At 65.5% G+C, this 18,623-nt stretch carries 20 protein-coding genes; 9 read left to right on the forward strand and 11 right to left on the reverse strand.

Going from position 1 to position 18,623, the window contains the following annotated elements; translation table 11 throughout:
- The first annotated feature begins 215 nt into the window (after window positions 1-215).
- From DFO50_RS08990 to DFO50_RS09000, 3 genes are read left to right on the forward strand one after another with little or no spacing between them, the layout of a single operon-like run.
- The gene (locus DFO50_RS08990) at window positions 216-749 is read left to right on the forward strand and encodes a MarR family winged helix-turn-helix transcriptional regulator (RefSeq protein WP_107889698.1); all 534 of its coding nucleotides are present in this window, start codon (window positions 216-218) and stop codon (window positions 747-749) included.
- A 16-nt stretch (window positions 750-765) separates the two neighbouring features.
- Window positions 766-1,107 carry a DUF6616 family protein gene (locus DFO50_RS08995; protein ID WP_112692370.1) on the forward strand — a complete coding sequence of 114 codons (342 nt, stop codon included), beginning with the start codon at window positions 766-768 and terminating at the stop codon, window positions 1,105-1,107.
- A gap of 46 nt (window positions 1,108-1,153) precedes the next feature.
- A complete protein-coding gene (locus tag DFO50_RS09000; protein WP_107889699.1) occupies window positions 1,154-2,344 on the forward strand; it encodes a sugar transporter in 1,191 nt (396 codons plus the stop codon).
- A 94-nt stretch (window positions 2,345-2,438) separates the two neighbouring features.
- Here the strand turns inward: DFO50_RS09000 and DFO50_RS09005 are convergent, their stop codons facing one another.
- The 6 genes from DFO50_RS09005 to DFO50_RS09030 form a co-directional block, all read right to left on the reverse strand.
- Window positions 2,439-4,226: a DEAD/DEAH box helicase gene (locus tag DFO50_RS09005; RefSeq protein ID WP_107889700.1), complete on the reverse strand. Its 1,788-nt coding sequence runs from the start codon at window positions 4,224-4,226 to the stop codon at window positions 2,439-2,441.
- Between the two features lie 320 nt (window positions 4,227-4,546).
- The gene (locus DFO50_RS09010) at window positions 4,547-5,320 is read right to left on the reverse strand and encodes a peptidylprolyl isomerase (protein ID WP_028498874.1); all 774 of its coding nucleotides are present in this window, start codon (window positions 5,318-5,320) and stop codon (window positions 4,547-4,549) included.
- A 79-nt stretch (window positions 5,321-5,399) separates the two neighbouring features.
- Complete coding sequence (locus DFO50_RS09015; RefSeq protein WP_028498873.1) at window positions 5,400-6,188, reverse strand: peptidylprolyl isomerase; 789 nt, start codon at window positions 6,186-6,188, stop codon at window positions 5,400-5,402.
- Window positions 6,189-6,211: 23 nt separating this feature from the next.
- Window positions 6,212-6,472 carry a BolA family transcriptional regulator gene (locus DFO50_RS09020; RefSeq protein WP_028498872.1) on the reverse strand — a complete coding sequence of 87 codons (261 nt, stop codon included), beginning with the start codon at window positions 6,470-6,472 and terminating at the stop codon, window positions 6,212-6,214.
- 2 nt (window positions 6,473-6,474) lie between these two features.
- On the reverse strand, window positions 6,475-6,771 hold the full coding sequence (locus DFO50_RS09025; RefSeq protein ID WP_028498871.1) for a YciI family protein: 297 nt from the start codon (window positions 6,769-6,771) through the stop codon (window positions 6,475-6,477).
- Window positions 6,771-7,307 carry a septation protein A gene (locus DFO50_RS09030; RefSeq protein WP_028498870.1) on the reverse strand — a complete coding sequence of 179 codons (537 nt, stop codon included), beginning with the start codon at window positions 7,305-7,307 and terminating at the stop codon, window positions 6,771-6,773. Before DFO50_RS09030 ends, DFO50_RS09025 begins: the two co-directional genes overlap by 1 nt.
- Before the next feature lie 286 nt (window positions 7,308-7,593).
- Here DFO50_RS09030 and mmuM point away from each other — a divergent pair, with 286 nt between their 5' ends.
- A complete protein-coding gene (gene mmuM / locus DFO50_RS09035) occupies window positions 7,594-8,547 on the forward strand; it encodes a homocysteine S-methyltransferase (RefSeq protein ID WP_036385624.1) in 954 nt (317 codons plus the stop codon).
- Window positions 8,548-8,630: 83 nt separating this feature from the next.
- On the opposite strand, the gene DFO50_RS09040 is transcribed toward mmuM, so the two are convergent.
- Both DFO50_RS09040 and DFO50_RS09045 read right to left on the reverse strand, forming a co-directional pair.
- Window positions 8,631-9,395, reverse strand: coding sequence for a hypothetical protein (locus tag DFO50_RS09040; protein ID WP_199489787.1), 765 nt, complete (start codon window positions 9,393-9,395; stop codon window positions 8,631-8,633).
- A 176-nt stretch (window positions 9,396-9,571) separates the two neighbouring features.
- On the reverse strand, window positions 9,572-10,486 hold the full coding sequence (locus DFO50_RS09045) for a DMT family transporter (protein ID WP_028498868.1): 915 nt from the start codon (window positions 10,484-10,486) through the stop codon (window positions 9,572-9,574).
- 133 nt (window positions 10,487-10,619) lie between these two features.
- Here DFO50_RS09045 and DFO50_RS09050 point away from each other — a divergent pair, with 133 nt between their 5' ends.
- Window positions 10,620-11,201 carry a helix-turn-helix domain-containing protein gene (locus DFO50_RS09050; protein WP_028498867.1) on the forward strand — a complete coding sequence of 194 codons (582 nt, stop codon included), beginning with the start codon at window positions 10,620-10,622 and terminating at the stop codon, window positions 11,199-11,201.
- A gap of 64 nt (window positions 11,202-11,265) precedes the next feature.
- On the opposite strand, the gene DFO50_RS09055 is transcribed toward DFO50_RS09050, so the two are convergent.
- The 3 genes from DFO50_RS09055 to prpB form a co-directional block, all read right to left on the reverse strand.
- Window positions 11,266-12,717: a bifunctional 2-methylcitrate dehydratase/aconitate hydratase gene (locus DFO50_RS09055; RefSeq protein WP_028498866.1), complete on the reverse strand. Its 1,452-nt coding sequence runs from the start codon at window positions 12,715-12,717 to the stop codon at window positions 11,266-11,268.
- A gap of 89 nt (window positions 12,718-12,806) precedes the next feature.
- Window positions 12,807-13,955 (reverse strand): 2-methylcitrate synthase, encoded by a 1,149-nt coding sequence (gene prpC / locus DFO50_RS09060; RefSeq protein WP_028498865.1) that lies wholly within the window; start codon window positions 13,953-13,955, stop codon window positions 12,807-12,809.
- A 70-nt stretch (window positions 13,956-14,025) separates the two neighbouring features.
- Window positions 14,026-14,904, reverse strand: a complete 879-nt coding sequence (gene prpB, locus DFO50_RS09065; protein WP_028498864.1) for a methylisocitrate lyase — start codon at window positions 14,902-14,904, stop codon at window positions 14,026-14,028.
- A gap of 307 nt (window positions 14,905-15,211) precedes the next feature.
- Here prpB and DFO50_RS09070 point away from each other — a divergent pair, with 307 nt between their 5' ends.
- The 4 genes from DFO50_RS09070 to cysS all read left to right on the forward strand — a co-directional run bounded on the left by DFO50_RS09070 (window position 15,212) and on the right by cysS (window position 18,591).
- Entirely contained in the window at window positions 15,212-15,757 is a 546-nt protein-coding gene (locus DFO50_RS09070; protein WP_051528764.1) for a YfaZ family outer membrane protein, read from the forward strand.
- 153 nt (window positions 15,758-15,910) lie between these two features.
- Complete coding sequence (locus DFO50_RS09075; protein ID WP_107889701.1) at window positions 15,911-16,834, forward strand: glycerophosphodiester phosphodiesterase family protein; 924 nt, start codon at window positions 15,911-15,913, stop codon at window positions 16,832-16,834.
- 116 nt (window positions 16,835-16,950) lie between these two features.
- Window positions 16,951-17,157, forward strand: a complete 207-nt coding sequence (locus tag DFO50_RS09080; protein WP_028498862.1) for a SlyX family protein — start codon at window positions 16,951-16,953, stop codon at window positions 17,155-17,157.
- 60 nt (window positions 17,158-17,217) lie between these two features.
- Window positions 17,218-18,591, forward strand: a complete 1,374-nt coding sequence (cysS, locus tag DFO50_RS09085) for a cysteine--tRNA ligase (protein ID WP_028498861.1) — start codon at window positions 17,218-17,220, stop codon at window positions 18,589-18,591.
- Window positions 18,592-18,623: the final 32 nt, after the last annotated feature.

Genomic DNA, 18,623 nt, shown 5'->3' on the forward strand with positions numbered 1-18,623 from the left:
CCGTCGTGAAACCGCTTGAGTTGGGGTAGCAGTAGCAATGCCCGGCGTAATGGCCGGGCATTGTCATGCTTCGGTGAACGTCCCGATTTTCTTATGAACGCGGGCAGGATGCAATGCGCGCGGGCGCCGGGTGGGCAAATGCCTGCCGGCCGGGCAGGGGATCGGCGGCGGTTCGGGTTTGACAAATGATTAGGTGCCATATTATAAGTCGGCTTATGAACTGGCTTGAACAAAAACATCTGGCCCTGCTCGACGGGGCGGGGCGCCGGCAACAGCCGGATCTGGACAAGGTGCGGCTGTGCTTCGAGCTGCTGGCGCTGGGCGCGGCCATTGACCGCGACTGTGCGACCCGGCTCGGGCGTCACCGGCTGTCGGAAGGGAAGTTCGTGCTGCTGTTTCTGCTGCTCGACGCCGGGGACGGTCTGTCGCCGCATCAACTGGCCGAACGGGCCGGGGTGACGCGCGCCACCATTACCGGCCTGCTCGACGGGCTGGAGCGCGACGGCTTTGTCGTCCGTGCCGCCGATCCGCTTGACCGGCGCCGGGTCACGGTCCGGCTGACGGCCGCCGGCCGGGAGACGGCCGCCATGCTGGCCGACGAGCATTCGCGCTGGATCGCGACGCTGTTCGCCGATGTGACCGCGGCGGAGCAGCAACAGCTGAGCCGCCTGCTGCAGCGTATCTGGCTGCGGACCGATGCCGGCCGTGACGGCCAGCCGCCGCCGGCCACCCCGTTCTCACCCACCTGAAACAAGGAAAAATCCCATGGCGCACTATCTGGCTGAACTCTATTCACCGAAACCGGCCTGGCTGGCACTGGACCCGGCTGGCCGACAGCGGTTCTTCGACGGCGTGGGCGCCGGCATGGGGGTGCTGATGGCCCTCGGGGTCGAGGTACTCGCCATGGGCGAGGTGGAGGCCGGCAGCCTGCATCCCGCGCCGCAGCGTTTCTTCGCCCTGTGGCGGCTGGCCGATCAGGCCGCGCTCGATGCGCTGCTGGGCGGCATTGCCGCCTCGGGCTGGCATGACTACTTCGATACCGTCAATGCCGGCGGCCGTGGCACGGACCTGGGCGGGCATCTGGCCCAGCTTGCCGCCGTGGCGTGAAAGGACACGACGCGCGAAAATGGCGTTTTACCCTGAACGCCGTTAAATGACTCTTCCCGTGGATGCGCGAGCCGGTCGCTGGCTCGGTGTTGTCGCCCTGGCGCTGGCCGCCTTTATCTTCAACACCACCGAGTTCGTACCGGTCGCGCTATTGAGCGATATCGGCCGGAGTTTCGACATGCCGGTCGCCACGGTCGGGCTGATGATGACGATCTATGCGTGGATGGTGGCGCTGGCTTCGCTGCCGCTGATGCTGCTGACCCGCAATATCGAACGTCGTCGCCTGCTGCTGCTGGTTTTCCTGCTGTTTATCGGCAGTCATCTGCTGTCCGGTATTGCCTGGAATTTTGCCATCCTGCTGCTGAGCCGGATCGGCATTGCCATTTCCCATGCCGTGTTCTGGTCGATTACCGCGTCGCTTGCGGTGCGCGTGGCGCCGGAGGGCAAGCGGGTCCAGGCGCTGGGGCTGCTGGCTACCGGCACTTCGCTGGCCATGGTGCTCGGCATCCCGCTCGGGCGGGTGATCGGCGAGGCGCTTGGCTGGCGCTCGACCTTCCTGCTGATCGGGGCCCTGGCCGGGCTGACCCTGCTGTGCCTGATGAAAGCGCTGCCGCTGCTGCCCAGTCGCAATGCGGGTTCGCTCGCCAGCCTGCCGATCCTGTTCCGCCGGCCAAGGCTGGTCGTGTTCTATCTGCTGACCGTGCTGGTCATCAGCGCACAATTCACCGCCTACAGCTATGTCGAACCGTTTGCGCAGACCGTGGCGCAGCTGAGCGGCGACATGACCACGGTCCTGCTGCTGCTGTTCGGTGGTGCCGGCATTCTGGGCTCGGTACTGTTCAGCCGCTACAGCAACCGCTTTCCGAAGGGCTTTGTGCTGGTGAGCATCGGCGGGCTGGCGCTGTGCCTGCTGTTGCTGCTGCCGCTGTCCGGCAGCGCCGTGGCACTGGGCGGACTGAGTGCGGCATGGGGGGTGGCCATCATGAGCTTCAGTCTGGTGATGCAGTCAAAAGTGATGTCCCAGGCGCCGGATGCGACCGATGTGGCAATGTCACTGTATTCCGGTATCTACAATATCGGCATCGGCGCCGGCGCCCTGCTCGGCAGCGTGGTCAGCCGTCAGCTGGGGCTGGCCCATGTCGGCCTTGTCGGCGGGCTGCTGGCCGTGGGCGGGCTGGTGCTGTGCGGCGGCGCCATCTGGCACTTTTCCCGCCACCCCGTTCCGCAGCCGCAATAGCTGTCCTGCCGGCCGGCAATGAAAAATCCCGCCCACCGTAAAGGTGGAGCGGGATTTTTTGACTGTCGGCGGGTATCAACCCGCGCGGCAGCTATCAATACTCGCTGTTGCCCGGGTAGCGGCGGCCGTTGCCACCGGTGTTGCCGGTGCTCGGGCGACGGTCATCACGCTGACCCCACTGGCGTTCGCGGTTGTCGTCACGACGACCTTCCTGGCTGAAGCCGCCTTCGCGACGCGGTTCGCCGTCACGCTGGCCGCCGAAACGGGAGTTGCCGAAACCGCCTTCGCGGCGCTGGCCCTGGCCGTCACGCGGCGGGTAGCCGCCTTCGCGACGTTGCGGGGCACCACCGTCACGCGGGGCAAAGCCACCTTCGCGGCGTTGCGGCGCGGCGCCGTCACGCGGGGCAAAGCCACCTTCGCGACGTTGCGGGGCACCACCATCACGCGGGGCGAAACCGCCTTCGCGACGTTGCGGCGCAGCACCGTCACGCGGAGCGAAACCACGGTTGCGATCGCCGTAACCACCGCGACCCTGGCCCTGGCCCGGACGGCCACCCTTGCCACCGTAGCCGCCACGGCCACCACCGCTGCCTTCGCGGCGGTCTTGCGGCTTGAAGCGGGCTTCCATGCCGGCGACTTCGGTCACGTTCAGTTTCTGGCCGGTGAAGCGTTCGATCTTCTTCAGCGGGAACAGGTCGTTGCGGCCCACCAGCGACACGGCGATGCCGGTCTGGCCGGCGCGGCCGGTACGGCCCACGCGGTGAACGTAGTCTTCGGCGAAGCGCGGCAGGTCGAAGTTGATCACGTGGCTGATGCCGGCGACGTCGATGCCGCGAGCGGCCACGTCGGTGGCAACCAGCACTTCGGTCTGGCCGTTGCGCAGGCGGGTCAGCGTGCGGCTGCGGTCGCGCTGTTGCATGTCGCCATGCAGCGGATCGGCGCGCAGGCCGTCGACGTTCAGTTCGTCGGCCAGGGTGTCGCAGTCGCGCTTGGTGGCGACGAACACGATGGCCTGGGTCACGTTGTCCTGGGCCAGCAGGTGACGGACGATGCGACGCTTGTGGTCGAGGTCGTCAACGTAGATCGCTTGCTGGTCGATGTTTTCGTGGCGAGCGGTTTGCGCGGCGATTTCGATCGTTTCCGGATTGCGCAGCAATTCGTCAGCGAAGTCGAGCACGCGGCGGGTCATGGTCGCGGTGAAGAAGGCGGTCTGACGGTTGCGCGGCAGCTGGCTGGATATTTCCAGCACGTCTTCGGAGAAGCCCATGTCCAGCATGCGGTCGGCTTCGTCGAGGATCAGCATTTCCAGGCGCGAGAAGTCGATGCGGCCGGACTTCATCTGATCGATCAGGCGGCCCGGGGTGGCAACCATCACTTCGATCGGGCGGGTCAGCATCTGGTTCTGGATGCGGAACGAGGTGCCGCCGATGATGCTGACGACGTTGACGCGCGGAATCTTGGTCGAGAACTGTTCAGCGGCCTTGGCCACTTGCTGAACCAGTTCACGGGTCGGAGCCAGCACCAGGATGCGCGGGCCACGGCTGCGGCCGACCGGGGCTTCCAGCAGACGCGACAGCGCCGGCAGCAGGAAGGCGGCGGTCTTGCCGGTACCGGTCTGGGCGGAGGCCATCAGGTCACGGTTGTTCAGCAGCAGGGGAATGGCTTCGGCCTGGACCGGGGTCGGGGTCTTGATGCCCAGATTGTCCAGTGCCGTGATCAGGCGGGCGTCGAGGCCGAGTGCCTCGAACACGTTGCCGGCGTCGGCGCTGTCAACGGTGACGGTGACGGCTTCAACGGCTTCGGCAGCAGCGACGTTGACGGTGTCAACGGCGGCGGTATCAGCGGTGATGGCGGTATCGGCGATAATGTTTTGATCTTGCATGCGAATCCTTGTTGGGTAACAAAACGACGCTCAGCCTGTTCGGGATACGGACGTTGAGACCCGCTCGCAGGAGGCGGCGGGACGACGGAAACCACGAGACATCGAAGACAGACCGTGGTGCCGTATCAACAGAAGCAGGCGGGGGCCGGGATTCGATGCAGCCTGACCACACCAGTTGCAGTGATCAGGCGCTTGCTAAGCGAAGCGCCGCACTATACACACTGTTGCCACAGGCGGCAAATTTTTCCTGCGGGCGGCAAGGATGGGCAAGAAAAAACCGCCCGGAGGCGGCTTTTCGGGATGCAGGAGCAGGGCCGTGATTACTGGACCTTGGCCTGCGTCTTGAGCTGGTTCAGGAACGCATCGAAGCGCTTGCCCTGCACCTGCTGTTCGAGCTGGGCCTTGACCTGGTCGAACGGCGGGAAATCGGCGTCCTTGCTGTCGACCAGCTGGATCACGTGCCAGCCGAACTGGCTCTTGACCGGGGTCTGGGTGATCTGGCCCTTGGCCAGCTTGGTCATCACATTGGCGAATTCGGGCACCAGCTGTGCCGGATCGACAAAACCGAGGTCGCCGCCATTGTCCTTGCTGCCGGTGTCCAGCGACCTGGCGCGGGCCAGGTCCTCGAACTTCTTGCCTTTCTTCAGCTGGTCGATGACGGCCCTGGCTTCGGCTTCGGTCTTCACCAGGATATGACGGGCGTGGTAGGTCTTCTGGTGCATCTGCGACTTCATCTGCTCATACTCGGCCTTGAGTTCGGCCTCGCTGATCGGATGCGACTTCATGTAATCGCGGACATACAGATTGGCCAGCAACGCGGACTGCACGTTTTCCAGCTCGGACTTGTACTCGGGGCTCTTGTCGAGGCCCTTCTTGACGGCTTCCTGGCGCAGCAGCTCGGTCATGACCACGCGGTCACGGGCGGCATTGCGCAGCTCGGGGCTGTCCGGCTGACCCTGGGCGGTCATCTGTTTGACGAAGGCGTCGACACGGGCCTGCGGCACCAGCGTGCCGTTGACCTGGATACCCTGGGCGGAGAAGGCCGGCGCGGCGAGCGTGGCGGCGAGCAGACTCAGCGTGAGAAGTTTGCGCATGTGATGGTCGTGCAGTCGATTTAGAGTTTCTGATGTCAAAAGCCGCCGGTCCGGAGACCGGCGGCGCCGGAAAGCCATATTACTGGATCTTGGCCTTGGCACGCAGATCGGCAATGGTCTTTTCGATTGCGGCATTCTGCATCTGGCGACCCAGCTGGCCCTTCGCTTCTTCGAAGGTCGGGAACTTGGCGGTGCGGGTGTCTTCAACCTTGAACACCATCCAGCCGAGGTCGGTCTTGAACGGGGTCGTGGTGTACTGACCCTTGCCCAGCGGCTTCAGCACGTCGGCCAGCGGCTTGGCCATCATGCCGAGGTTGCCCCAGCCCATGTCGCCACCGTTCTGCTTGGCAGCCGGGTCCTTGGACTTCTGCTTGGCCAGTGCCTCGAAGCTGCCGCCCTTCTTCAGCTGGGCGATGACGGCTTGCGCATCGGCTTCCGTGCCCACGGTGATCTGGCGGGCGTGGACTTCCTTCTGGCCGGCGGCAGCGGCCTTGATCTTGTCGTATTCGGCGCGGATCTGTGCGTCGCTGACCGGGCTTTGCTTGGCGATGTCTTCGAACAGCGACTGTTGCAGCAGGTCGCCACGGATGGCGTCCAGGCGTTGCTTGAACTGCGCGCTCTTGTCCAGACCGCGGCGGGTGGCTTCCTGCTGGATGATTTCGCGGTTGATCAGTTGCTGCTTCAGCTCATTGCGCAGTTCCGGGGTGTCCTTGACCTTGCCGTTGCTGGCACGGACGACGGCGGTGGCGGCTTCGTCCAGCGACGACTGCTGGATCTGGGTGCCGTTGACGACGGCGACCGGGGCGGCAATGGCGCCGGCGGCGAGCAGCGAGAAGGCGATGGCGGTAAGCGAATGACGAATGCGCATGGGGTGATTCTCCAGTTGACGGTTCACAACTCGTCCGGGGCGTAAGCCTTGATCGAGAGGGCGTGAATCCGGTGCGGAATGAGGTCGCTCAGGCGACCGTAGACGAGACGATGGCGGGCCACGGCATTGAGGCCCGTGAATGCCGCGCTGACGAGAGTCAGATGATAGTGTCCGCCGCCGCTGTTGCCGGCATGGCCGGCGTGCTGCGAGGACTCATCATCCAGCATGAGGCTTTCCGGTTCGAGCGACGCGAGCCGCTCGGCGATCAGTTGTTCGAGGCTCACGCCTAGAACACCCGCTTGAACGGCTTGATGTCGACCTGCGCATAGACGCCGGCGGCGACATACGGGTCGGCATCGGCCCAGGCGCGTGCCTCGGCCAGCGACGGGAACTCGGCGACGACGACACTGCCGGTAAAGCCGGCCGGGCCCGGGTCCGGGCTGTCGATGGCCGGGCAGGGGCCGGCCAGCACCAGACGGCCTTCGTTCTGCAGGGCCTGCAGGCGTTCCAGATGAGCCGGGCGGGCGGCCAGGCGCGCGTCGAGCGAGCCGGGGCGATCCTGGCCGATAAGGGCGTATAGCATCAGGATTTGTCCTCGATGTAGCGGGAGAGTGCGAAGCCCTGTGCCAGCACAAAGGCGAACATCAGGCCCATCCCGCCAAAGAGTTTGAAATTGACCCAGACTTCTTCGCTGAAGGTCCAGGCGACGAAAAGATTGAGTGCGCCCATGGCGGCGAAAAAGGCAACCCAGGCCAGCGCCAGTTTGCGCCATACCGGCTCGGGCAGCGTCATCTGCGCGCCCATCATGGCTTTCAGCGGGCTCTTCCTGAAGATCCATTCACTGACGGCGATGCCGATGGCCATGGCCCAGTACAGCGCGGTCGGCTTCCACATGATGAAGCGCTTGTCGTGCAGCAGCAACGTCAGACCGCCGAGTACGACAATCAGACCGAGCGATACCCATTGCATGGTTTCGATCTTGCGATGGCGGTACCAGGCCAGACCGACCTGGATGGCGGTGGAGGCGATGGCCACGCCGGTCGCGACAAACATGTCGCGCGTAATGTAGTAGGCGACGAAGAACAGCAGGACCGGAAGCAGGTCGGAAAGGAATTTCATGGCGGGAGATTATGCAGGGGGGTGGGGCTGGCGGCAACCGGAGTGCGGTCCGTTGCCGTCGACAATGGAAAAAACCGGTCTGTTTTCCGGCAGCGTATTACCGCACCGGACAAAATGGGTATCCGTCGGCGCATTCGGCGCCACGGCAATCATGCATGCCCGCCTGATGTAGCCATCCCGGAAGTTTACGCCGCTGGGGGCTGTCGGCAAGCATCGCGTCGCGCGCGGCGCTCCGTTATGCTGGAGCCCTCCCTTGTACCGTTTCCGCATTAAGGAAAGCTTGACCATGACGACCGACCCGATCGCGGCCCTGCTGGCTGCCCGACCGCTGATGATTCTCGATGGTGCCCTGGCCACCGAACTTGAACGCCGCGGTTGTGACCTGAACGATCCGCTGTGGTCCGCCCGGGTGCTGATGGAAGCACCGGCGCTGATTCGTCAGGTGCATGAAGACTATTACGCTGCCGGTGCCGATGTCGCCACCACCGCCAGCTATCAGGCCACGTTCGAGGGCTTTGCCCGGCGCGGGCTGGACGCTGCCGCTGCCGGCACGCTGATGCGCCGTTCGGTCGAACTGGCCCGCGAGGCGCGTGACGCATTCTGGGCCCGGGCAGAACACCATGCTGGCCGTTCGCGGCCGCTGGTGGCGGCGTCGGTCGGCCCGTACGGCGCCATGCTGGCCGACGGCTCCGAGTACCGCGGCCACTACGGGCTGGATATCGACGCGCTGATGGCTTTCCACCGGCCGCGGCTGGTCGAGCTGCTGGCGGCGGAACCGGACCTGCTGGCCTGCGAAACCCTGCCATGCCTGGACGAGGCGCTGGCCATTGCCCGCCTGCTGGCGGAATCCTTCCCCGCTGCACGGGCATGGATCAGCTTCAGCTGCCGCGATGACGCACATGTCAGCGACGGCACGCCGCTGGCCGAGTGCGTGGCGGCGCTGGACGGCTTTGCGCAAGTGGTTGCGGTCGGCATCAACTGCACCGCGCCGGCGCATATTCCGTCACTGGTGGCCGCAGCGGCGGCCACCACCCGCAAGCCGGTCCTGGTCTATCCGAACTCGGGCGAGGACTATGATCCCGAACACAAGTGCTGGCACGGCCAGGCTGACGCCAGTCGCTTTGCCGAGTCGGCGCGGGGCTGGCATGCGGCCGGCGCCCGGCTGATCGGCGGTTGCTGCCGGACCACGCCGGACGATATCCGTGCGGTGGCGGCGTGGGCAGACACGCTGACGCAGTAGCCGCGCCGGTGATCCCGGCACACCGGCCTTGGCCAGTGTGCCTTCCACTCAACCCGCTGGCGCCGGAACAGAGGGTATCGGCCTTACGGCTGCGGGTCGGGGAACGACTGCCTCGCGCCCCGTTGATGCGATTCTCCCTGCTGATGCCCGGGGTAGTCCTGCCGTGGCCTCTGATGTTGCTGCCGCTGCCCGTCCGGCCCGTCATGCGGACGCCCGTCTTCTCCGTCCTGCTGCCCCCGCGGGCCGTGCGGCATGCCGTCCGCTGCGCGCGGCTGATCCGGGTACCGGCCTTGCGGAGGCCCCGGCGGACGCGGCGCGGGCTGTGACCGGATTCCGTACTGTTGTTCCGTCGAGCGGGGAGCGCGGTTCCCCTGGTATGGCTGCGGATAGGATGGCAACGGCGCCGGGGCTGCGTACGGCTCCCGGTGATCCCGTCCCGGACGGCGGGCTTCCCAGTCGTGTCCCCAGCGGTCGCCCCAGCGTGGCGGCTGGTCGGCATGCCAGCCGCGGAAGTACGGTGGCGGATAGCGGTAGTAGCGCACCGGTACCTGCAGCACATACAGCGGCACGTATTCGGGCCCGACCCACTGCCAGGGGCCGTTGTACCTGTTGCTCCGGTACCAGTTGTCGCCCTGGAATACCCAGTACAGTCCGTCGTAGAAGAAGTAGTTGGTGCCGGCGTCCGGGTAGTAGTAGACCGGATAGCCCGGCACCCGGACCAGATCCGGGTACACCGGGATGTCGATGCCGATGGCAAGCCCTGGCGTGGCAACGCCGATGCCGATCCGGGCCTGGGTACAGGCAGCGGGGCCAAGCATCAGTGACAGGGCGACAAGCAGATAGCGCATCAGCGGCTCTCCTTTGATTCATGAGGTGCCGCCGGGGGGAGCGTCATCGGGTCCCGGGGGCCTGGGCACGATGACCTTGAGGTCATGGCACCGTTCATGCGCCGGTGCCTTCACGCTGAATAGTAGGCCCTTGTCGTGCGGACAGGGCCGGCTGTTGCAGATTGTTGCAGCTGTTTTCAGGCCGGGGGAGACCGGTGCCGGTCACGCGGGAAACGCCTGCCCGGCAGCAGCTTCCAGCCGAAGTTCATGCCTGCTGCCGCAGCCAGGATGGCGGCCGTGCCGAGCCACTGGATCAGGTCCAGCCGGTGGCCGAATACCGCCCGGTCCACCAGGATGGCGACCACCGGATAGATGAAGGACAGCGCCCCGACCAGGCTGGTCGGAATCTTCTGGATCGCGGCATACAGCAGGGTCGACATCAGGCCGGTATGGACCACGCCGATCGTGACCAGCAGCGCCCAGGCCCCGCTGTCTGCCGGCAGGGTGGCAAGACCGGCGAACGGCGCCAGCAGCACCGAGCCGACGAGCATCTGCACCAGCACGATCAGATAGGGCGAAACGGTTTTCAGCTGCTTGGCGATCGCTGCTGCAATGGCATAGAAGAATGCCGCCCCCAGCGCCATGCCGATGCCGGCGAGATAGTTCGAGCCGGTTCCGCCGGCGGTCTGCCCGCCGGTGACGATCAGCACCATGCCGGCAAAGGCGATCAGCAGCCAGCCAGCCTTGTCTCCCGTCAGCCGCTCACCGAACAGCAGCACGCCCAGTGCGGTCAGCATGAACGGCTGGGTGTGATAGGTGACCGTGGCGACCGAGATCGAAGCCAGCGGGTAGGCAGCGAACAGCAGCGTCCAGTTCAGCACCAGCGCGACCCCTCCGAGCAGCACGATGCCCAGCTGGCGTGCGCTGAGCATGCCCGGCCGCAGCTGGCCGCGCAGCGCACAGGCAACCAGCATGGCCACGGCGCCGAATACGCAGCGCCAGAACACCACGGTCGGGGCTGTCTGCCCGGTTTCGATGACCAGCCAGCCGACCGTGCCGGAGATGGTCATGGCCGCTGTCATTTCCAGTGCGCCACGAGTCCTGGGGTTCATGCAGAATTCCTTTGTCGACGATTGGCCGCGGTGCTGCCTGCGGCTACAATCCGTTAAACCGAACGATTGACCGATATGCTGAATTATCGGCTATCGTTCGTCAAGTCGAACAAATGAATGACATGGTGAACGAATGAAGGATTCCCCGGATGCTGCCGCGCTGAAAGCGCATACCCCGATCGGACTGCTGTCTGCATCGATCCGCCGCGAGCGCGAGCGGCTGGGTCTGTCGGTGACCGAACTGGCCAGACGGGCCGGCATTGCCAAGTCGACGCTGTCACAGCTTGAAGCCGGTATCGGCAACCCGAGCCTGGAAACGCTGTGGTCGCTGGCCATGGCGCTTGATGTCCAGGTCACCCGGCTGATCGGCCAGCCGCGCCGGCATGTGCAGGTGATCCGTGCCGGCGAGGGAGCGGCAACCGTCTCCGAGCAGGGCAACTATGCGGCAACGCTGCTGGCCGCGTGCCCGGCCGGGACGCAGCGCGATCTCTACCGGATCAGGGTCCAGCCCGGTGCGCCCCGGCTGTCCGGTCCGCATCTGCCCGGCACCATCGAGCACGTGATCGTTGGCGCCGGGCGGGCGCGGATCGGCCCGGTGGAACAGCCGGTCGAACTGGCGGCCGGTGACTACATCAGTTACTCGGCGGACACGGCGCACGTGTTCGAGGCACTGGAAGCGGACACCATGGCCGTCATGCTGATCGAGCACTCATAGGCACCCGGCCAACAAAAAACCCCGGATCGCAAGATCCGGGGTTTTTGGCCTGAAGACAGGAAGGTCAGATGACCCACAGGTCGGTGAAGGCATTCACCGGCGTGTCGAGCAGGGTCTTCGCGTCATTGCACAGGGCAAAGATCGCTTCCTGCTGCTTTTGCGGGAAGCGGCGGGCCAGGTTGGTGCGGAACTTGGCTTCCAGCAGCGGGATGCCGTCGGTGCGGCGGCGCTGGTGGCCGATCGGGTATTCGCAGACCACTTCGTCCAGCGTGGTGCCGTCGTTGAGTTCGACCGTCAGCGCGTTGGCGATGCTGCGCTTTTCCGGATCGTGGTAGTCGCGGGTGAATTGCGGGTCTTCCACGCAGACGATCTTGTCGCGCAGCACGTCGATGCGCGGATCGGCGGCGATCACGTCTTCGTAGTCGGCGGCAGTCAGGCGACCGAACAGCAGCGGCACGGCAACCATGTACTGGATGCAATGGTCGCGGTCAGCCGGGTTCGACAGCGGGCCCTTCTTGTCGATGATGCGGATGCACGCTTCATGGGTACGGATGGTGACCTTCCGGATGTCGGCGGCGGACTTGCCGGCGGCAGCGAGTCTGGCATTCAGCGTCATTGCGCATTCGACGGCGGTCTGGCTGTGGAATTCGGCCGGGAACGAGATCTTGAACAGCACCTTTTCCATCACGTAGCTGCCATAGCCGCGCTGGAACTTGAACGGGTTGCCCTTGAACAGCACGTCGTAGAAGCCCCAGGTCTTGGCCGACAGCACGCCCGGGATGCCCATTTCGCCCTTCATGGTGAACAGGGCCAGGCGCACGGCGCGGCTGGTCGCGTCGCCGGCGGCCCAGCTCTTGCGCGAACCGGTATTCGGGGCGTGGCGATAGGTGCGCAGGCTCTGGCCATCGACGAAGGCCTGCGACACGGCATTGACGATTTCTTCCTTGCTGGCGCCCATCAGCTTGGCGCAGACGGCGGCGGATGCGACCTTGACCAGTACCACGTGGTCGAGACCGACCTTGTTGAAGCTGTTCTCGATGGCGATGCAGCCCTGGATTTCATGCGCCTTGATCATGGCTTCGAGCACGTCGCGCATGGTCAGCGGCGCCTGGCCACGGGATACGCGTTCACGCGACACCCAGTCGGCCGTGGCAAGAATGCCGCCAAGGTTGTCGGACGGGTGGCCCCACTCGGCAGCGAGCCAGGTGTCGTTGAAGTCCAGCCAGCGGATCATTGCGCCGATGTTGAACGCGGCCTGGACCGGATCGAGCTGGAACTGGGTGCCCGGCACCTTGGCGCCGTTCGGCACCAGCGTGCCGGGAACGATCGGGCCCATCAGCTTGGTGCAGGCCGGGTAGGACAGGGCTTCGAGGCCGCAGCCGAGCGTGTCCATCAGACACAGGCGGGCAGTGTTCCAGGCTTCCGGCGATTCGATGGCCACATCGGCGACGTAGTTGGCGATGTCGACGAGGACCTGATCCGGATCGGGGCGGACGTTGGAGATGTGGGCGGACATGTTTTTCCCTTGCAGTGAATCGTGGTGCCGGCGCGGGGGCCGGTCGTGTCGGTATGCAGACCCCGCCACGGGGGCGGGGCCGGAGCAGCTCAGCGCTGCTCGATCGGTACGAAGGTGAGGTCTTCCGGACCGAAGTAGTTGGCGCTCGGACGGATGATCTTGCCATCTTCACGCTGTTCGATCACGTGTGCAGCCCAGCCGGTCGTGCGGGCGATGACGAACAGCGGGGTGAACATGGCGGTCGGCACGCCCATCATGTGGTAGCTGACGGCGCTGAACCAGTCGAGGTTCGGGAACATCTTCTTGATGTCCCACATCACGCTCTCGAGCCGTTCGGCGATCGAGAACATCTTCAGGTCGCCGGCTTCGACCGACAGCTCGCGCGCGACTTCCTTGATGACCTTGTTGCGCGGGTCGGACAGCGTGTACACCGGGTGGCCGAAGCCGATCACGACTTCCTTGCGTTCGACGCGGGCGCGGATGTCGGCTTCCGCCTCGTCCGGGCTTTCGTAGCGCTTCTGCACCTCGAAGGCGACTTCGTTCGCGCCGCCGTGCTTCGGGCCGCGCAGCGCGCCGATGGCACCGGTAATGGCCGAGTACATGTCGGACCCGGTACCGGCAATGACGCGGCCGGTAAAGGTCGAGGCGTTGAATTCGTGCTCGGCGTACAGCACCAGCGAGGTGTGCATTGCGCGTACCCACAGTGCCGACGGTTTCTCGCCGTGCAGCAGGTGCAGGAAGTGGCCGCCAACCGTGTCGTCGTCGGTTTCCACGTCGATGCGCTTGCCGTTGGTGGCGAAGTGGTACCAGTACAGCAGCGCGGAGCCGAGCGAGGCGATCAGGCGGTCGGCGATATCACGGGCGCCGGGGGCGTTGTGGTCGTCCTTTTCCGGCAGCGTGCAGCCGAGCGCCGACACGGCGGTACGCATCACGTCCATCGGGTGGCTGGCGGCCGGCAGGGCTTCGAGCACGGCCTTGACGCTGGCCGGCAGGCCGCGCAGGGCTTTCAGTTTTTTCTTGTAGCCGGCCAGCTCGGCGATGTTCGGCAGCTTGCCGTGGACCAGCAGGTAGGCGATTTCCTCGAACTCGCAGGCCGTGGCGATATCGAGGATGTCGTAGCCGCGATAGTGCAGGTCGTTGCCGCTGCGGCCGACGGTGCACAGTGCGGTATTGCCGGCGGCGACGCCGGACAGGGCGACCGACTTCTTCGGCTTGCCGGTGATGACGACTTCGGACATGACGGTTCTCCTTTGTAGACGGGCGGGGCGGGCGGATGTTGTTTGAACGGGGCGCCCGCCGGGCGAAGTGTTATTGCCGGCCGGAGGCGAACAGCGCGTCGAGCTTCTGCTCGTAGCTGTGGTAGCCGAGATGCTGGTACAGGTCGGCACGGCTCTGCATCAGGTCGACGACATTCTGCTGGGTGCCGTCGCGGCGGATCGCACCGTAGACCGACAGGGCGGCCTGGCTCATGGCACGGAAGGCCGACAGCGGGTACAGCACCATGCTGACGCCATTGGCGGCAAGTTCGCTGGTGGTGTACAGCGGCGTGGCGCCGAATTCGGTGATATTGGCGAGCACCGGCACGCCGACCGCTTCGGCGAACTGGCGGTACATCGACAGCTCGGTGATGGCTTCCGGGAAGATCATGTCGGCTCCAGCTTCGACGCAGGCGCGGGCACGGTCAATGGCTGCTTCCAGCCCCTCGACTGCCAGGGCGTCGGTGCGGGCCATGATCACGAAGGACGGATCGATGCGGGCGTCGACGGCGGCCTTGACGCGGTCGACCATCTCGTCCTGCGGCACGATGGCCTTGTTCGGGCGGTGGCCGCAGCGCTTCTGCTGCACCTGGTCTTCGATATGCACGGCGGCGGCACCGGCCTTTTCCAGCGAGCGGATGGCGCGGGCGATATTGAACGCGCCGCCCCAGCCGGTATCGATGTCGACCAGCAGCGGCAGATCCGTGGTGTCGGTGATGCGACGGACGTCGATCAGCACGTCTTCCAGTGTGGTGATGCCGAGGTCGGGAATGCCGCACGAGCCGGCTGCCACCCCGCCGCCGGACAGATAGAGCGCCTTGAAGCCGCTGTGTTCAGCCAGCCGCGCGGCGTAGGCGTTGATGGCGCCGACGACCTGCAGCGGTTTCTCGTTGGCGACAGCGTCGCGGAAGCGTTGACCGGGGGTAGGCATAGTGTCGTTTCTCCTTGGCGCACCGGTCTGTCCGGACCGTTGCTGTGACTGGTGTGGGGGTGATTCTAGCAAGTGCTTGGTTTGTTCGCAAACTGTCGGACAGCCGGATTGCCATGATGGTGTTGCCAATGCCGTTTTGTGCCGGACGTGGCATGCCATCCGCTTTGTTACATTTTCCGCAGCATTTCCTGCTGCCTGGAAACACATACATACACTGTGATACGTTAAAATTGCCACCGCACCGGGTGCACAGACGCCCGGGCAATCCATCAGGAAACCGACAATCGACAACGACGAGGAATCAGTCATGAACAGGATCAGCACGCTGGCCATTCTCTGTACGGCCCTGGCCGGGGGCGCAGCCCAGGCTTCGGAATTGGGTGCGCAGTTCGGCAATGAGTTCCAGTCCGCCTACTACGTGCCGACCAGCGGCGGCTTTGGCCTGACCGGCGACTGGCTGCACAGCTCGCGGCACGACGACGACGACCAGACGGCCGGGCTTGGCCTGACCTTTTCCCTGCCGCTGGGCAGCGCGCTGCTGACGGCCGGCGCCAAAGCCGAGTACATCGATGTCGCCGGGCATGACGAGTGGGCGCTGCCGATCGGTGGCCGGGTCGACCTCGGCCTCGGCAATTCGTTCGGCGTCTTTGCCCAGGCCTATGGCGCCAGCGGCGGCATGGCGTCCGGCACGCTGCACAGCTATGTCGACAGCGAAATCGGCGCGCGCTTCGTACCGATCAAGCCGCTGGCACTGACCGTCGGTTATCGCTACAACCGGGTCGAGTTCGACAACGGCCGTGACAACCGCACGCTGGCTGACGGCCCGTACATCGGCGCCGCACTGCGCTTCTGATACGCCGGCGGGCTATGCAGTAGCTGGCAAGTGCGGGTGGGAGGTGTTGCAAAAAAGCCAGTTCGGCCGGCCGGCAGCGTACTGCAGTCGTTGCCGGCATGCCGGACGGGTCACACTCGGGGCTTCATCATCCTGAATGAAAAGGACGCCCCGATGTATCGCAATATTGCCCTGTGTGCCCTCGCCATCGGCCTCGGCGCCTGCAGCTCGCCGCAAGCGCCGCCGGCTGCTGCCGGCTCCCGCCCGCTGCTGGTGGCTCACCGCGCCGGCGCGGCCGACGCGCCGGAAAACACCCTGGTCGCCATTCGCACGGCATTGCGCAATGGCGCCGACGCGATGTGGCTGAGCGTGCAGCTGAGCCGTGATGGCGTGCCGGTACTGTATCGCCCGGCCGATCTGGCCGCCAATACCGATGGCAGTGGCCCGGTGGCCGACAAGACCGTCGAGCAGCTGCAGCAGCTGAATGCCGGCTGGCAGTTCCGGGCCACCGACAGCCAGGGCGCCATCACCTATCCTTATCGTGACCGGCCGGTACCGATCCCCACGCTGCGCGAAGCGCTGGCCAGCCTGCCGCCCGGCATGCCGGTCATGCTGGACATGAAGGCACTGCCGGCCGGTCCGCAGGCCGACGCGGTGGCCCGGGTGCTGGATCACGCCCATGCCTGGGACCGGGCCACGCTGTACTCGACCGAGGCCGCGTATCAGCAGGCCTTCGCAGCCTATCCACGGGCCAGGCTGTTCGAGTCGCGCGACGCGACGCGCGGCCGGCTGGCGCAGGTCGCGCTGCAGCAGCAGTGCGTGGATGCACCGGCCAGACCGGTATGGGCGGCATTCGAGTACCGGCGCGCGCTCGACGTGGTGGAAAAGTTCACGCTGGGGGAAGGGCGCAGCCCGGTACGGGCCACACTGTGGACGCCGGCCTCGGTGGCCTGCTTCCGCAGCGTGGCGCCGGTGCGGATTCTCGCCATCGGCGTCAATACGGCCGACGACTATCGTGCCGCAGCCGCCCTTGGCGTCGATGCGGTCATGGTGGATTCGCCACGGGCGATGCGCGGCGTGCCGGGGACCGGCAACTGACGCAGGGGCGGGGCCGTGCGCTTCCCGCCGCGACCCGGCGGCGGTCTGCCCTGCCAGCAGGCTGACGCGCTGCGTTACAATCGCGCTCCCTGCCGCTGTTCCCGAGGAGTGTCCCGATGGAATCCCGCCTGTCCGAACTCGAAGTCCGGATCGCGTTTCAGGACGAGCTGCTCGATGCGCTCAACCTGAGCGTGGCCCGCCAGCAACAGCAGATCGACCAGCTGCAGCAACAGCTGCGCCTGCTGTACCAGCAAATGCGCACGCAATCGCCGTCGGATGCCCCGGCGCGTTCGCTGCTGGACGACGTGCCGCCGCATTATTAGCCGCCGGCCGGGCTTGACAGCTTTGTTACAATGATCCGATCGACTGTGATGGAACCCACCATGCTCCACCTTTACAACACCCTTTCCCGTCAAAAGGAAGTTTTCAAGCCGATCCACCCGGGCAAGGTCAACATGTACGTCTGCGGGATGACCGTCTACGACTACTGTCACCTCGGGCACGCGCGGGTGATGGTGGTATTCGACATGGTGGCGCGCTGGCTGCGGGCCGAAGGCTATGACCTGACCTATGTGCGCAACATCACCGACATCGACGACAAGATCATCCGCCGCGCGGCCGAGAACCAGGAACCGATCAATGTCCTGACCCAGCGCTTTATCGACGCGATGGACGAGGACGCCGCCGCACTCGGCGTGCGCAAGCCGGATTTCGAACCGCGTGCCACCCAGTTCGTGCCGGACATGCAGGCGATGATCGAGACCCTGATCGACAAGGGCCGTGCCTACCCGGCGCCGAATGGCGACGTGTACTACGCGGTGCGCGAGTTTCCCGGCTACGGCAAGCTGTCCGGCAAGTCGCTGGACGACCTGCGCGCCGGCGAGCGCGTCGAAGTCGATCCGAACAAGCGCGATCCGATGGACTTCGTGCTGTGGAAGGCGGCCAAACCCGGCGAGCCGGCCTGGCCGAGTCCGTGGGGGCAGGGCCGTCCGGGCTGGCACATCGAGTGCTCGGCGATGAACGAGCACTATTTCGGCGACCATTTCGACATTCATGGCGGCGGCGCCGACCTGCAGTTCCCGCACCACGAGAACGAGATTGCCCAGAGCGAGGGCGCGCACGATCACACCTTCGTCAACTACTGGATGCACAACGGCTTTATCCGCGTCGACAACGAGAAGATGTCGAAGTCGCTTGGCAATTTCTTCACCATCCGTGAAGTGCTGCAGAAATTCGATGCCGAAGTGGTGCGCTTCTTCATCCTGCGTGCACACTACCGCAGCCCGCTGAACTACTCGGATGCCCACCTGGAAGACGCCAAAGGGGCGCTGTCGCGGCTGTATACCGCGCTGCGGCTGGTTGGCGCCGACCAGGTCGACATCGACTGGACCGGCAACGATTTCGCCCGACGCTTCAAGGCGGCGATGGATGACGACTTCAATACCGCCGAGGCCAGCGCGGTGCTGTTCGAGCTGGCCAACGAGGTGAACCGCAGCAAATCGGCTGCCGATGCCGGCCTGCTGCGGGCGCTGGGTGGCGTGCTCGGCCTGCTGCAGCGCGAGCCGAGCGAGTTCCTGCAGGGCGGGACGCTGGAAGGCGCGCTGTCCGCCGGGCAGATCGACGCGCTGATCGCCGCGCGCCGCGAGGCCCGTGCCGCACGCAACTGGGCCGAGTCCGACCGTATCCGCGATCAGCTGGCGGCGGACCATGTCGTGCTTGAAGATGGCCCGCAAGGCACCACATGGAGACGTGCATAGGCCGGCAGTGCAGCGACGGCCTGGCCAGGGGA

This window comes from Microvirgula sp. AG722 (assembly GCF_003269145.1).
In the GTDB taxonomy this organism is placed as follows: Bacteria; Pseudomonadota; Gammaproteobacteria; order Burkholderiales; family Aquaspirillaceae; genus Microvirgula; species Microvirgula aerodenitrificans.

Coding starts and splice junctions, on each gene's coding strand:
- DFO50_RS09050 (WP_028498867.1), top strand. CDS start 10,620: ATGAAGGATTCCCCGGATGCTGCCGCGCTGAAAGCGCATACCCCGATC.
- DFO50_RS09055 (WP_028498866.1), bottom strand. CDS start 12,717: ATGTCCGCCCACATCTCCAACGTCCGCCCCGATCCGGATCAGGTCCTC.
- DFO50_RS09005 (WP_107889700.1), bottom strand. CDS start 4,226: ATGCAAGATCAAAACATTATCGCCGATACCGCCATCACCGCTGATACC.
- DFO50_RS09030 (WP_028498870.1), bottom strand. CDS start 7,307: ATGAAATTCCTTTCCGACCTGCTTCCGGTCCTGCTGTTCTTCGTCGCC.
- DFO50_RS09080 (WP_028498862.1), top strand. CDS start 16,951: ATGGAATCCCGCCTGTCCGAACTCGAAGTCCGGATCGCGTTTCAGGAC.
- prpC (WP_028498865.1), bottom strand. CDS start 13,955: ATGTCCGAAGTCGTCATCACCGGCAAGCCGAAGAAGTCGGTCGCCCTG.
- DFO50_RS09070 (WP_051528764.1), top strand. CDS start 15,212: ATGAACAGGATCAGCACGCTGGCCATTCTCTGTACGGCCCTGGCCGGG.
- DFO50_RS09010 (WP_028498874.1), bottom strand. CDS start 5,320: ATGCGCAAACTTCTCACGCTGAGTCTGCTCGCCGCCACGCTCGCCGCG.
- DFO50_RS09025 (WP_028498871.1), bottom strand. CDS start 6,771: ATGCTATACGCCCTTATCGGCCAGGATCGCCCCGGCTCGCTCGACGCG.
- cysS (WP_028498861.1), top strand. CDS start 17,218: ATGCTCCACCTTTACAACACCCTTTCCCGTCAAAAGGAAGTTTTCAAG.
- DFO50_RS09075 (WP_107889701.1), top strand. CDS start 15,911: ATGTATCGCAATATTGCCCTGTGTGCCCTCGCCATCGGCCTCGGCGCC.
- mmuM (WP_036385624.1), top strand. CDS start 7,594: ATGACGACCGACCCGATCGCGGCCCTGCTGGCTGCCCGACCGCTGATG.
- DFO50_RS09000 (WP_107889699.1), top strand. CDS start 1,154: ATGACTCTTCCCGTGGATGCGCGAGCCGGTCGCTGGCTCGGTGTTGTC.
- DFO50_RS08995 (WP_112692370.1), top strand. CDS start 766: ATGGCGCACTATCTGGCTGAACTCTATTCACCGAAACCGGCCTGGCTG.
- prpB (WP_028498864.1), bottom strand. CDS start 14,904: ATGCCTACCCCCGGTCAACGCTTCCGCGACGCTGTCGCCAACGAGAAA.
- DFO50_RS09045 (WP_028498868.1), bottom strand. CDS start 10,486: ATGAACCCCAGGACTCGTGGCGCACTGGAAATGACAGCGGCCATGACC.
- DFO50_RS09040 (WP_199489787.1), bottom strand. CDS start 9,395: ATGCGCTATCTGCTTGTCGCCCTGTCACTGATGCTTGGCCCCGCTGCC.
- DFO50_RS08990 (WP_107889698.1), top strand. CDS start 216: ATGAACTGGCTTGAACAAAAACATCTGGCCCTGCTCGACGGGGCGGGG.
- DFO50_RS09015 (WP_028498873.1), bottom strand. CDS start 6,188: ATGCGCATTCGTCATTCGCTTACCGCCATCGCCTTCTCGCTGCTCGCC.